This is a genomic window from Pandoraea sp. NPDC087047, from assembly GCF_044745225.1.
In the GTDB taxonomy this organism is placed as follows: domain Bacteria; phylum Pseudomonadota; class Gammaproteobacteria; order Burkholderiales; family Burkholderiaceae; genus Pandoraea.
The window spans coordinates 225,955-238,655 of sequence record NZ_JBIUZU010000003.1; the positions used below are offsets into that span (position 1 = coordinate 225,955).

General features: G+C 62.8%; 12 protein-coding genes. 6 read left to right on the forward strand and 6 right to left on the reverse strand.

Annotated elements, in window-relative coordinates:
* The first annotated feature begins 116 nt into the window (after window positions 1–116).
* On the forward strand, window positions 117–1,934 hold the full coding sequence (locus tag ACIPHM_RS06560) for a Na/Pi cotransporter family protein (RefSeq protein WP_400325793.1): 1,818 nt from the start codon (window positions 117–119) through the stop codon (window positions 1,932–1,934).
* Entirely contained in the window at window positions 1,894–2,442 is a 549-nt protein-coding gene (locus ACIPHM_RS06565; protein WP_400325796.1) for a phosphonate degradation HD-domain oxygenase, read from the forward strand. Before ACIPHM_RS06560 ends, ACIPHM_RS06565 begins: the two co-directional genes overlap by 41 nt.
* 20 nt (window positions 2,443–2,462) lie before the next feature.
* Here ACIPHM_RS06565 and ACIPHM_RS06570 read toward each other — a convergent pair whose 3' ends face one another.
* The 6 genes from ACIPHM_RS06570 to uvrA all read right to left on the reverse strand — a co-directional run bounded on the left by ACIPHM_RS06570 (window position 2,463) and on the right by uvrA (window position 9,798).
* Window positions 2,463–3,467: a hypothetical protein gene (locus ACIPHM_RS06570; RefSeq protein ID WP_400325799.1), complete on the reverse strand. Its 1,005-nt coding sequence runs from the start codon at window positions 3,465–3,467 to the stop codon at window positions 2,463–2,465.
* 135 nt (window positions 3,468–3,602) lie between these two features.
* Complete coding sequence (locus ACIPHM_RS06575; protein ID WP_400325802.1) at window positions 3,603–4,001, reverse strand: RidA family protein; 399 nt, start codon at window positions 3,999–4,001, stop codon at window positions 3,603–3,605.
* Window positions 3,998–4,978: a threo-3-hydroxy-L-aspartate ammonia-lyase gene (locus ACIPHM_RS06580; protein WP_400325805.1), complete on the reverse strand. Its 981-nt coding sequence runs from the start codon at window positions 4,976–4,978 to the stop codon at window positions 3,998–4,000. Before ACIPHM_RS06580 ends, ACIPHM_RS06575 begins: the two co-directional genes overlap by 4 nt.
* A complete protein-coding gene (locus tag ACIPHM_RS06585) occupies window positions 4,975–5,649 on the reverse strand; it encodes a transcriptional regulator (protein WP_400325806.1) in 675 nt (224 codons plus the stop codon). The genes ACIPHM_RS06580 and ACIPHM_RS06585 overlap by 4 nt, the downstream gene beginning before the upstream one ends.
* A 152-nt stretch (window positions 5,650–5,801) precedes the next feature.
* The gene (locus ACIPHM_RS06590) at window positions 5,802–6,830 is read right to left on the reverse strand and encodes an AI-2E family transporter (protein ID WP_400325809.1); all 1,029 of its coding nucleotides are present in this window, start codon (window positions 6,828–6,830) and stop codon (window positions 5,802–5,804) included.
* Between the two features lie 103 nt (window positions 6,831–6,933).
* Entirely contained in the window at window positions 6,934–9,798 is a 2,865-nt protein-coding gene (gene uvrA / locus ACIPHM_RS06595) for an excinuclease ABC subunit UvrA (RefSeq protein WP_400325812.1), read from the reverse strand.
* Between the two features lie 491 nt (window positions 9,799–10,289).
* Between uvrA and ACIPHM_RS06600 the strand changes: the two genes are divergently transcribed.
* From ACIPHM_RS06600 to ACIPHM_RS06615, 4 genes are all read left to right on the forward strand, one after another.
* The gene (locus ACIPHM_RS06600) at window positions 10,290–11,453 is read left to right on the forward strand and encodes an MFS transporter (protein ID WP_400325814.1); all 1,164 of its coding nucleotides are present in this window, start codon (window positions 10,290–10,292) and stop codon (window positions 11,451–11,453) included.
* A 30-nt stretch (window positions 11,454–11,483) separates the two neighbouring features.
* Window positions 11,484–11,993: a single-stranded DNA-binding protein gene (locus tag ACIPHM_RS06605; protein ID WP_400325817.1), complete on the forward strand. Its 510-nt coding sequence runs from the start codon at window positions 11,484–11,486 to the stop codon at window positions 11,991–11,993.
* 312 nt (window positions 11,994–12,305) lie between these two features.
* On the forward strand, window positions 12,306–12,437 hold the full coding sequence (locus tag ACIPHM_RS06610; RefSeq protein WP_400325819.1) for a hypothetical protein: 132 nt from the start codon (window positions 12,306–12,308) through the stop codon (window positions 12,435–12,437).
* Complete coding sequence (locus ACIPHM_RS06615) at window positions 12,434–12,676, forward strand: hypothetical protein (RefSeq protein WP_400325822.1); 243 nt, start codon at window positions 12,434–12,436, stop codon at window positions 12,674–12,676. The genes ACIPHM_RS06610 and ACIPHM_RS06615 overlap by 4 nt, the downstream gene beginning before the upstream one ends.
* Window positions 12,677–12,701: the final 25 nt, after the last annotated feature.

Genomic DNA, 12,701 nt, shown 5'->3' on the forward strand with positions numbered 1-12,701 from the left:
CCCGACGCCAGTGTTGGACTGACGCCGGATGCCTGTCTGGCAAACCAGGGCACGCGTCATCTTGGCGGCGCGAAGCGCTGCCTGTCCCGTCGACAATAAGATCACGGAACACTGGCATGCTGACACTGCTCAACCTTCTCTCCGGCGTGGCGATGCTGATCTGGGGTACGCACATTGTGCGTACCGGGGTCCTGCGCGTCTATGGTGCCGATCTGCGGCGTATTCTGTCGCACAGCATTTCGAACCGCTTCCTTGCGTTCGCTGCGGGCGTGCTCGTCACGGGCCTTGTGCAGAGCAGCAACGCGACGGCGCTCATTGTCTCGTCGTTCGGCGCGCAGGGCCTGATTGCGCTGGCCCCCGCACTGTCCATCATGCTGGGCGCGGACGTCGGCACGGCCCTCATGGCGCGGATCCTGACGTTCGACCTGCACTGGCTCTCGCCGTTGCTGATCTTCTTCGGCGTCATCTTCTTCCTGTCGCGCAAGCAAACGCGTGCCGGCCAGCTTGGCCGTGTCGCCATTGGCCTCGGACTCATCATTCTCGCGTTGCAACTGATCGTGGGTGCGACCACGCCGATGACCGAAGCGGCAGGCGTGAAGGTGCTGTTTGGCTCGCTGACGGGCGACGTCATGCTCGACACGCTTATCGGCGCGCTGTTCGCGATGGTGTCGTATTCGAGTCTGGCGGCTGTGTTGCTGACGGCGACGCTGGCGTCCTCCGGTGTGATTTCGCTCAAGGTCGCCCTGTGCCTCGTGATCGGCGCGAATCTGGGCAGCGGAATGCTCGCGATGCTCACCTCGGCCGGTCAGAACGCGGCCGGTCGCCGCGTGGTGTTCGGCAGTCTCATCTTCAAGCTGATCGGCTGCCTGATCGTGCTGCCGTTCGTCGACTACGCGCCGCTGCTGGTGAACTGGCTCTCCGACGCCCCCGCGCAAGCCGTCGTCAACTTCCACGTGCTTTACAACCTGATTCGCTGCGTGGTCTTCCTCGCGTTCACCGAACCGATGGCGCGCCTGTGCGTGCGGTTGCTCGCGGAGAAGCCGGAGGCCGACGGGGTGACACGTCCCCGTCACCTGGATGAGAGTGCGCTGGAGATGCCGTCGGTGGCGCTGGCCAACGCCACGCGCGAGACGCTGCGCATGGGCGATCTGGTCGAGCAGATGCTGCATGGATTGCTCGACGTCATCAAGAGCAACGACGTGGTGCGCGCCCGCGAGACGCGGCGTCTGGACGACGACGTCGACCATCTCTATACGGCCGTGAAGATGTACCTGACGCGCGTGTCGCGCGAGAACCTCAGCGAGCAGGACAGCCGCCGCTGGACGGACATCATCTCGCTCACGATCAACCTGGAGCATGCGGGCGACATCATCGAGCGCATGGTCGTGGAAGTCGAGGAGAAGAAGATCTCGCACAAGCTGTCGTTCTCGGAGGCCGGGTTGCAGGAGATCTGCGATATGCACGCGCGACTCGTGACCAACCTGCAACTCGGGTTGTCGGTGTTCCTGAACACGGACCTCAGGAGTGCGCAGCGGCTGATGGCCGAGAAGGAGAGCTTCCGCGATCTGGAGCGCGCCTATTCGTACACGCACCTGAACCGTCTGGCAGGTCAGTCGGTGCAAAGTATCGAGACGAGTTCGCTGCATCTGGACATCATCAGCGATATGAAGCGTCTCAATTCGCTGTTCTGCTCGACGGCATATCCGGTGCTCGACGACGCCGGTGCCCTGCGCAAGAGCCGGATGCGCGACAAGCCGAAGGAGAGCAAGGAAACGAAGGATCTGAAGGCACCCAAGGAGACGAAGGTGTCGAAGCTGGCGGCGCTTGCCGATGCCGCGACGGCCGCTGCCGGTACTGTCTCAAGTTCTCGCGACGATAACGAGAGTTCTCACGATGGCCCTGAGCCTGCCGGACATCCGGACCCTGTTCGATAAATTCGGTTCGATCGCCTACAGCGGCGAACCTGTCACGCAACTGGAGCACGCGCTGCAAAGCGGCGCGCTTGCCGAGAGCGAGGGCGCCGACGAGGCGCTCGTCGCCGCCAGCTTTCTCCACGATCTCGGCCACCTGCTCAATCTTCAGGGCGAAACGCCCACCGAGCGCGGCATCGACGATCTGCATCAATATTTCGCGCTGCCGTTCCTGAGACCGCTGTTCAGCGACGCCGTGCTCGATCCGATTTGTCTGCACGTGGACGCCAAGCGTTGCCTGTGCGCCATCGATCCCGAGTACTACGGCAAGCTGTCGGTGGATTCGGTGCGCAGTCTGGCGTTGCAGGGCGGGGTGTTCCGCGAGGACGAAACCAAAACGTTTCTGGCGCGCGAACACGCGCAGGCGGCACTTCGGTTGCGTCGCTGGGACGACCGCGCGAAGGTCGCCGGTATGCCGACGCCTTCGCTGGATCACTACATGCAAGTGCTTGAGCGCGTGACGATGCAGTAAGTCACGGCGAGCACTCGCGCTTACTGTGGCAGCCGCTCGCGCAGGTCTGCGGGCACCAGCTTGAGAACTGCGTGCCGCGCGGGCTGCCAGAACACCGACAACAGCAGCAGAGCGCCGCCGACCACGACGGCGACCACCGCGAGCGACTGCGTGCCTGTCGATGTCATCAACACGTTCACGATGGCACTGATGACGTAGAGAAGCGACGACATCATGAGCGCGCGACGATCGATGACCAGCGAGATACCCGTCAGCAGAACGAACACGGCGATGGCGGCGAAGGGATAGGCGGGCATCAGCGCCCAGAAGATCGGGTGCGTGACCATGCAGGCGGCCAGCAAGTGCAGCCAGAAGGCGACATCCGAGCGGATGGTCGTGCGCTTGCGGTCTCGGGCGTCCCAACGTAGCGCCCAGCCGAAGATCGCGAGACCAAGGGCGATGTTCGCGACACGCAGCGCGCCGATGAAGGGCTCGTCGAGCAAAAGGACGAACACGATCCACGTCATCGCGACCGCGCCGCCAATGCCCATCGCGAACGTGGCCGGTACGCGAAAGCGTTTCCAGTAAAACACCGTTCCGATGGCGAGGGCGACATAGCCGACCATCATCGGCAACACGATGCCCGACACCGGTTGCTCCGTGACGGCGCTGGACTCGTCAAGGCCGTTCACCCAGTAAAGGACGCTGAAGCCAAAGCTGGCACACGTCGCGAGAAAGCCGAAGGCGTAGTAGAGCGCGGGCAGCGCCATGCGGCGGCGTCGCACGAATATCTCGGAAAGCCCCCAGAACATGGCGGCGCCGATCAGCGCGGCGAGCCAGCGTGGCAGCGAAATGGTCAGCCATGCCGTGCCGAATAGCAAAAGCAGCGACGCGACAAAGACGAAAACGTCGTTGAAGCTGGTGATGAGACGCATCGGTTCGTCGTCGATGCGTTGTTGCGACGGCACGTCTGCCGTGTTGGCTTCGCTGGGTTTCGAAAGGTCAGGTGTGGTCATGGCGAGGGTGTCGTCGGCGTTGATTGCCAAAGTGTATCTATCCGACGAGCCCAATTGGCGCGAAATCCATAGGATATTGCGCAAATGAATGCCTGCACCGACCGATGGGCAGGCGCGCCTCGCGCGCCCCTGCCGCCGCCGTCAGTCAGATGACCGACGCAACCATTACCCTGCCAGCGCAGTCGCCTCGATTTCCACCGCCACGCCATGACTGAGCGCAGGCACCGGTACAACGCAGCGCGCCGGCTTTGCCTCGCCTGCCCACTCGGCGTAGACCTCGTTGAACGGGCCCCAATCGTCGACGCTCGTGATGTACACGCGCACCTGCACCAGATGGCCGATGCTCGTTCCGCAAGCGCGCAGGATCGTTGCGACGTTATCCAGCGCCTGCCTTGCCTGCACGGCGAATGGCGCACCCACGAGGCGCTCGCCCTCCGGCGTGATGGGCAACTGGCCCGAGACGAACACGAAGCCACCCGCGCAAACCCCGTGCGAATAATGGCCGCGCGGCGGTTGCAATGTCGCTACGTTGACGGATTCGATACCGCGTTCCTGTGTGCTCATACGGCCTCCCCGAGCGTGAGTTTGGCGAAGCGCGCCAGATCGACGTTGCCGCCGGACAGAATGACACCCACCCGTTTGCCGCGGATGTCGATTTTTCCTTGCAGCGCCGCCGCCGCCGCGAGACAACCCGTCGGCTCGACCACGATCTTCATGCGGCTCGCGAAGAACTTCATCGTTTGCACGAGCTCGTCGTCCGTCACCGTGAGAATGTCGTCCACCAACGCGCGGATCACCGGGAATGTGAACTGGCCCAAATGCTGCGTCTGCGCGCCGTCGGCAATCGTGCGCGGAGTCTCGATGTGCACGATCTCGCCCGTGCGAAAGCTCTGCTGAGCGTCGTTGCCGGCCTCCGGCTCCACACCGAAAATCTCGATATTCGGATTCAACGCACGCGCTGCGACCGCGCTGCCCGAGAGCAGGCCGCCACCGCCTAGACACACCAGAAGGACATCGAGCTCCCCGGCGTCTTCGATCAACTCTTTGGTCGCCGTGCCCTGTCCTGCCATGACATGCGGATGGTCGTAGGGCGGGATCAACGTCATGCCGCGCGCTTGTGCCAGACGTTGCGACAACGCCTCGCGATCTTCCTTGTAACGGTCGAACAGAATCACTTCCGCGCCGTAGCCGCGCGTGGCGTCGATCTTCATCTGCGGGGCGTCCTGCGGCATGAGGATGACGGCCGGCACGCCGAGCTCACGCGCGGACAGGGCAATTGCCTGCGCATGGTTGCCCGAGGAGAACGCCAGCACGCCGCCACGCTTCTGCTCTGCGGTGAATTGGGAGATCGCGTTGTAGGCGCCACGGAACTTGAAAGCGCCCATGCGCTGCAGGTTCTCGGCCTTGAAGAACAGGCTCGCGCCGGTCATGGCGTCGGCCGTGCGCGACGTGAGCACCGGCGTGCGATGCGCCGCTTCCCGGATTCTGTCGTGAGCGGCGACAACGTCGCCATACGTAATCGCTAGCGTGGGGGGAGTCATGATGCGCCTTTCGGGTCGGAGAGGTAGGTGTAGACGGTCGAGCGGGCGATGCCCAGTGCGCGCGCCACTTCGGCATGCGCATGACGCAGATCGAGCAGCCCCCGGCCTTCGATGAGACGGATCGCTTCGCGGCGTTGCGCGAGCGTCAGCGCCTGCGGCGTGGTGTTGCGCTGCGCGGCGAAGTCGGTAATGAGCGGGCCGATGTCGTCGAGGCGACGGTTGGAGAGCGTCTCGTTGACCGATGCCGGGGCCTGATTCGGCACGTTCACCAGTTGCTGAACGCTCGCCGCGGCCGCCGCCAGCATCGAAATGTCCATATTCAGGCAGATGGCGGCGACGTACTCGCCACGGCTGTTCTTCAGCCCGATGGACGTGCTCTTGGCGGGACGCCCGTCCGGAAACCGGTTGGCGTAGTTCGCGATGACTTCGGGGAACGCCGGATCGGCAATGCGCGCGAGGCCCATCTCCGTGACAGCGTCGCCCGGCTCGCGGCCCGACAGATTGTTGGCGATCGCCACGATGGCGTGATCGGGATCGGTCAGGTCGTGCAACACCACTTCGACGAGTGGCGCGAACGTCTGGCCGAGCGCTTCGACGATCTTGCGTCCTTCACGCAACAGCAGCGTGTTCTCGTCGAGCTTGCCCGTGGCGGGAGATTTTGCGGAGTTCATGATTTGACATTGTGTCATTGAGTGACGAAATGTCAAGTCGAGGTCAAAAAATGACGCCCGGTGTCCGTGGCGCCTTGTTCGGAGGCGCCAGACAGCGGGCGTGACAGCGTGCCGACGTTACGACGTTACGGCGGTACGGCCGAGCGAGACACTCAGACGAGCTTCTTCTCTGCCAGTTCGCTCTTGAGATAGCCGTAATAGATGGGCGCGGCGACAAGCCCCGGCAGTCCGAACGCGGCCTCCAGCACGATCATGGCAAGCAGCAATTCCCAGGCGCGAGACTGGATCTGCGTGCCGACGATGCGCGCGTTCAGGAAGTATTCGAGCTTGTGGATCACGATCAGGAAGATCAGCGCCGAGATGGCCACGTACAGCGACACGGACAGACCGAGCACCACGATGAACGTGTTCGAGATCAGATTGCCGACGACCGGCAGCAGGCCGACAACGAACGTCACGACGATCATCGTCTTGCGCAGCGGCAGGTGAATCCCGAACAACGGCAGGATGGCGAGCAGAAAGATGGCGGTGAATAGCGTGTTGATCGCGGAGATCTTCACCTGCGCGAACACGATGCGCCGGAAGGCGTCGCCGAACAGCGTGACGCGGCGCGTGAGCGCCGCGGCGAGCGGGCGCATATGCTGCACCGGACGCACGGTCGAGAGCGCCACGAGCGCACCGAGCACCAGCCCGACGATGATGTGCACTGTCGCATTGAGGGCTTCCTTGCCGACGAGCGACATCTCCTGCGTGTGATCCTTCAGGAATCCCGTCACGGCCTCATGGATATCCTGGCTATCCGCCGGCAGACGGTCGGTCAGCCACATGGGCAATTGCGTGCGCGCCTGTTCGACCGCTTCCATCATGCGGCCGTTGATGTGCTCCAGATGCCCCGCGTCGCTGCGGAAGAAGGCAATGACACCGAAAATGAGCGCCGTCATCAGCGCAACGATGAGGGCGGCGAGCAGCGCCACTGCCACGAGTCGTGCACGTTCGCTCGAGATGCGTAACTGCAGGCGCGGTCCCAGCACGTGAACGAGCTGATAGACCACCATGCCCGAGAGCACCGCCGAGAGCAGATGGATGCTGAGAATCAGCCAGAGCGCCACGGCGGCGAAGACATAGCTCGCCAGTTCGACCCAGAAATTGCGGTCCGGAGTCCAGCCAGAGCGCGGTTCCATGAAATGACGTCCTTAAAAAATTGCGAGTGCGCCGCCACGTGTGACTGGCGACGCGCGACGCACGGTGCCGGGCAAACGCTCGCCAGGCGTTTCCCCCGGCGTCTTACTTCGTGCGCGTGAGCAGCGGGGCGAGATACTTGCCGGTGAAGCTGGCCTTGTTTGCCGCCACTTGCTCGGGCGTGCCCTGCGCAATGATCTGCCCGCCGCCTGCGCCGCCTTCCGGTCCCAGATCGATCACCCAGTCCGCCGTTTTGATCACGTCGAGATTGTGTTCGATGATGACGACCGTATTGCCCTGATCGCGTAAGCGGTGAATCACCGTCAGCAGCAGTTCGATGTCGTGGAAATGCAGCCCGGTGGTCGGTTCATCAAGGATATACAACGTTCGGCCGGTATCGCGCTTGGACAGTTCCAGCGAGAGCTTCACGCGCTGGGCTTCGCCGCCCGAGAGCGTGGTGGCCGACTGCCCGAGACGAATGTAACCCAGCCCGACGTCGAGCAGCGTCTTGAGCTTGCGCGCGACGACCGGCACCGGCTTGAAGAACTCGTGCGCCTGCTCGACCGTCATGTCGAGCACTTCGGAGATGTTACGTCCCTTGTACTGGACTTCCAGCGTTTCGCGGTTGTAGCGCTTGCCGTGGCAAACGTCGCAAGGCACGTACACGTCCGGCAGGAAGTGCATCTCGACCTTAATGACGCCGTCGCCCTGACAGGCTTCGCAGCGTCCGCCCTTCACGTTGAACGAGAAACGGCCGGGATCGTAGCCGCGTTCCTTGGCCGCCGGCACGCCCGCGAAAAGCTCGCGAATCGGCGTGAACAGCCCCGTGTAGGTGGCGGGGTTAGAGCGCGGCGTGCGTCCGATGGGCGATTGGTCGACGTTGATGACCTTGTCGAAGTGCTCCAGCCCTTCGATCTGGTCGTACGGCGCCGGCTCGGCCGACGAACCATAGAGATGGCGGGCGACGGCGTGATACAGCGTGTCGTTGATGAGTGTCGATTTGCCCGAACCGGACACCCCCGTCACGCAGGTGAGCAGCCCGACCGGCATATCCAGATTCACGTGCCTGAGGTTGTTGCCCGTGGCGTCGAGAATGCGCAGGCTGTCCTCGCCCGGCGCGCGGCGCTCGGCGGGTACTTCGATGCATCGTGCGCCCGACAGGTACTGCCCGGTGAGCGACTCGGCCGATTGCTCGATCTGCTCGGGGCTACCCTGCGCGATCACGGTGCCGCCGTGAATGCCCGCGCCGAGGCCCATGTCGACAACGTAATCGCTCGCGAGAATCATGTCTTCGTCGTGCTCGACCACGATCACCGAGTTGCCGAGGTCGCGCAGATGCTTGAGCGTGCCGATCAGCCGGTCGTTATCGCGCTGATGCAGGCCGATGGACGGCTCGTCGAGCACGTACATCACCCCCGTGAGGCCCGAGCCGATCTGCGACGCGAGACGAATGCGCTGCGCCTCGCCGCCCGAGAGCGTGTCGGCGCTGCGCTCCAGCGAGAGGTAATCGAGGCCGACGTTGTTCAGGAACGTCAGGCGCGCAACGATCTCTTTCACGATCTTGTCGGCGATCTCGCGCTTTGCGCCATGCAGTACCAGTTCGTGGAAATAGCCGAGCGTCTCGCGCAGCGGCAGATTGCCGATTTCGTAGATGGCGCGTGCCTGTTTGTCTTCGCCGACCTTGACGAAGCGCGCCTCGCGACGCAAGCGGCTGCCTTCGCAGTCGGGGCAGGCACGGTTATTCTGATACTTGGCGAGCTCTTCTCGCACGGCGACCGAATCAGTTTCGCGATAGCGTCGCTCCAGATTCGGGATGATGCCCTCGAAGGCATGCGAGCGCACCGAGGTGCGTCCCTTCTCGTTCACATACGTGAAGGGAATTTCCTGCTCGCCCGAGCCGTACAGCACGATCTTCTGCGTGTCTTCCGGCAGCTCCTCGAACGGCGTGTCGACGTCGAAATCGTAGAACGCCGCGAGGCTTTGCAGCATCTGGAAGTAAAACTGGTTACGTCGATCCCAGCCCTTGATCGCGCCGGAGGCGAGCGAGAGCGCCGGGAAGGCGACGACGCGCTTCGGGTCGAAGAACGTCATCTGGCCGAGGCCGTCGCAGGTCGGGCACGCGCCCATTGGATTGTTGAACGAAAACAGACGCGGTTCGAGTTCCTGCAACGAATACGAGCACACCGGGCACGCGAACTTCGAGCTGAACACGTGTTCCTTGTCGGTCTCCATTTCCAGCGCGATGGCCCGGCCGTCGGCCAGCCGCAGCGCCGTTTCGAACGATTCCGCCAGACGCTGCTTCAGATCGGCGCGCACCTTCACGCGGTCGACGACCACGTCGACGGAGTGTTTTTCCGTCTTCTTGAGTTTGGGTAGGGCGTCGATGTCGTAGACACGCGCCGTGCCTTCGTTGGCCGCGCCACCGCCGGAGCGGATGCGAAAACGCACGAACCCTTGTGCTTGCATCGATTCGAAGAGATCGGCGTGCTCCCCTTTGCGATCGACGACGATCGGCGCGAGGATCATGAGCTTGGTGTCTTCGGGAAGCGCGAGCACGGCGTCGACCATTTGCGACACGCTTTGCGACTCGAGCGGCAGGCCGTGGTCCGGGCAATAGGGTGTGCCCACGCGTGCGTAGAGCAGACGCAGGTAGTCGTGAATTTCCGTGACCGTGCCGACCGTCGAGCGCGGGTTGTGCGACGTGGCCTTCTGCTCGATGGAGATCGCGGGCGAGAGGCCTTCGATCAGATCGACGTCGGGCTTCTCCATCAGTTGCAGGAACTGACGCGCATACGCCGACAGGCTTTCGACATAGCGACGCTGACCTTCTGCGTACAGGGTGTCGAAAGCCAGCGACGACTTGCCGGAGCCCGACAACCCGGTGATCACCACAAGCTGGTGACGCGGCAGGTCGAGATTGACGTTCTTGAGGTTGTGGGTACGAGCCCCACGAATACGAATGGTTTCCATGACGGTTCCGGGTCGTCGCCGAGGAATCCGCGCGGCGAATTGTCGCGGGGCGGGATCCGGCCCCCAAGAGCCTGAGTCTCCCGGGACGTCGGGCGCCGCCGCACGGCGTTGGCCGGGCATCGACGCAGCAGGCGGCGGAAGCGGTCGGGCGGGCCGCTGGGGGGGAAATCCGGGCGGCTAAACCTGCTAATATACCTAAGTTTGATTGCCGGGGCTGATCCCTGCTGACGGCCTGTCTTGAGCCGCCAGGCGGCACGGGGTACAGATGGGGACGAACTGCCCGATTTCCAGAGGCTGGCGCTCACCCGTCGCCCCTGGGACAGAAGCCAGTCATCGGCGCGGCTGCCGGGCGGCTGACGTGACGTCCGTCCGGGCTGCAATCATCAGACGATTCCGAGGCTGCACGCGCTTTTTCCATCTCTCAGGACGTAATGTCTACTGATTCCGTGACTTCCGCATCCCCTGCCTCGACCCGCGGCCGAGGTGGCCGCATGACCCCGCTAGAAGTGCGCGCCAGTGCGTCGCTCGCGGGGATTTTTGCACTGCGCATGCTCGGCCTGTTCCTGATCATGCCGGTGTTCTCGGTCTTCGCTCAGACGATTCCGGGCGGCGACAACACTTTTCTCGTCGGGCTGGCCATTGGCATCTACGGCCTGACGCAGTCCTTGCTCTATATTCCGTACGGATGGGCGTCCGACCGTCTGGGCCGCAAGCCGGTCATCGTTTTCGGCCTGATCGTGTTCGCGATCGGCTCGCTGGTGGCGGCGATGGCGCATGACCTGACGTGGATCATCGTCGGCCGTGCGATTCAGGGCGCGGGGGCGATTTCGTCGGCAGTCATGGCCTGCGTGGCCGACCTGACGAGCGACGCGAACCGTACCAAGGCGATGGCGATGATTGGCGGCAGCATTGGCGTGTCGTTCGCCGTGGCGATCGTGTGCGCGCCGTTTCTGTATCACTGGCTGGGCATGAGCGGCCTGTTTTCGGCCATTGGCATTCTGGCGGTGCTGGCGATTTTCGTGGTGTTGTGGGTGGTGCCGACACCGCCCGTGCATGCCAAGGCCGGGCCTGCGCCGTTCTCGGAGGTGTTGCATAACCCGGAACTGCTGCGTCTGAATTTCGGTGTGTTCGTGTTGCATGCCACGCAGACGGCGCTGTTCGTGGCGATGCCGCGCATGCTGGTCGCCGCAGGCTTGCCGGTGGCGCAGCACTGGGAGATTTATCTGCCGGTGATGGGGTTGTCGTTTGTGGCGATGGTGCCTGCGATCATTGCGGCGGAAAAGCGTGGAAAGATGAAGGTGGTGCTGCTCTCGGCGATTGCGCTGGTGGCGGTGGCGCAGGCCGCGCTGGGCGGGTTGCCGCCGACGGTGGGCGTGATTGCCGCGGTGCTGTTTGTGTACTTCCTGGGCTTCAATGTGCTCGAAGCGTCGCAGCCGTCGCTGGTGTCGAAACTGGCGCCGGGACAGCGCAAGGGCGCGGCCGTGGGTGTCTACAATACTACGCAGGCACTCGGGCTATTCTGCGGTGGAGCACTAGGGGGTTTTCTTATGACCCACTACGGTCAAAACGCAATCTTCCTGACTTGTGCTGCCGGGGCTTTCGTGTGGCTTATAATCGCCGCACCGATGAGGACGCCAGTGCCTCGTCAATCCTGATCGGGTTTCAGCAATACCGGAGAAAGATTTATGGCATCAGTCAACAAAGTGATCCTGGTCGGCAATTTGGGTGCCGACCCCGAAGTCCGCTACATGCCGAGCGGCGACGCGGTCGCGAACATTCGTCTGGCGACGACCGACCGTTACAAGGACAAGCAGTCCGGCGAATTCAAGGAGATGACGGAATGGCACCGCGTGTCGTTCTTCGGTCGTCTTGCCGAGATCGTCAATGAGTACCTGAAGAAGGGCTCGTCGGTGTACATCGAGGGCCGTATCCGCACGCGCAAGTACCAGGCGCAGGACGGCTCGGAGCGTTACAGCACCGAAATCGTGGCTGACCAGATGCAAATGCTCGGCGGCCGCAGCGGCGGCGGCGAAGGCGGCGGTGGTGGTGGCTACTCGCGCGGTGGTGGCGGTGGTGGCGACGAAGGCGGTGGTGGCGGCTACTCGCGTGGCGGCGGTGGCGGTGCTCGTCAGCAAGCCCCGGCCAAGCAGTCCGGCGGCAACTTCGACGACATGGACGACGATATTCCGTTCTAAAATTTATTTTTTTGTTAACGTACACAAAACCCCGGAGCCTTGTGCTGCCGGGGTTTTTTCATTGTTTACATCGAATTGTGATGCACCCCTGAAGTCTTTGAAAGATTGGTAGGTCATTACCTTTTCGGAGATTTATCCGTCATGCCGATTGCGTTCTGCGCATCGACTATTTCCAATTCGTTTCATCCTGACAGAGTTCGGGCTTGGGATCTTCGGGATGTGTGGGGATTTCGTAGGGAAAGGCGACTGGACCAACGATAGCAGTGTGACGCAGCCAGGGAGCTTGGCCGGCAGCCCGATGGCAACGTCAGCATGGTGGCTGGCAACGCCCTGTTGGTTCGTGGCAGCGACATCATGGCGGGCAAGGACATCACGGGTGCCGTCCAACACATCACGATCGAGTCGGTGCTCAATCGTCAGCATCGCGACGAGACGCATGCGTGAAAGAGTTCCGGTTTCACGCCGGCGGTGAAATCGCCGGTGATCGATGCCGTGCAGAACGTCACCAATTAGGTGAGTGCTGCGGCAAATTCCGGCGGCGGCACACGCGTGTCCGCGTTGCGCGGATCGCCTTTGCAAAGAGAGTCGCTTTGATGGCTTCAATCGACCCTGGCTGGGCGGAAAAATCGCAGGATGAAATTTCCCGCATCTTGGTGTCATCACCGTATAACGACAAGGTCTGAATAAGATTAAAAAATCTATTCGCGA

Bases quoted from the DNA above. Each gene is read 5' to 3' on its own strand.
- ACIPHM_RS06585 (WP_400325806.1), bottom strand. From the start codon at position 5,649: ATGAACTCCGCAAAATCTCCCGCCACGGGCAAGCTCGACGAGAACACG.
- ACIPHM_RS06600 (WP_400325814.1), top strand. From the start codon at position 10,290: ATGACCCCGCTAGAAGTGCGCGCCAGTGCGTCGCTCGCGGGGATTTTT.
- ACIPHM_RS06605 (WP_400325817.1), top strand. From the start codon at position 11,484: ATGGCATCAGTCAACAAAGTGATCCTGGTCGGCAATTTGGGTGCCGAC.
- ACIPHM_RS06575 (WP_400325802.1), bottom strand. From the start codon at position 4,001: ATGAGCACACAGGAACGCGGTATCGAATCCGTCAACGTAGCGACATTG.
- uvrA (WP_400325812.1), bottom strand. From the start codon at position 9,798: ATGGAAACCATTCGTATTCGTGGGGCTCGTACCCACAACCTCAAGAAC.
- ACIPHM_RS06565 (WP_400325796.1), top strand. From the start codon at position 1,894: ATGGCCCTGAGCCTGCCGGACATCCGGACCCTGTTCGATAAATTCGGT.
- ACIPHM_RS06560 (WP_400325793.1), top strand. From the start codon at position 117: ATGCTGACACTGCTCAACCTTCTCTCCGGCGTGGCGATGCTGATCTGG.
- ACIPHM_RS06610 (WP_400325819.1), top strand. From the start codon at position 12,306: ATGGTGGCTGGCAACGCCCTGTTGGTTCGTGGCAGCGACATCATGGCG.
- ACIPHM_RS06580 (WP_400325805.1), bottom strand. From the start codon at position 4,978: ATGACTCCCCCCACGCTAGCGATTACGTATGGCGACGTTGTCGCCGCT.
- ACIPHM_RS06590 (WP_400325809.1), bottom strand. From the start codon at position 6,830: ATGGAACCGCGCTCTGGCTGGACTCCGGACCGCAATTTCTGGGTCGAA.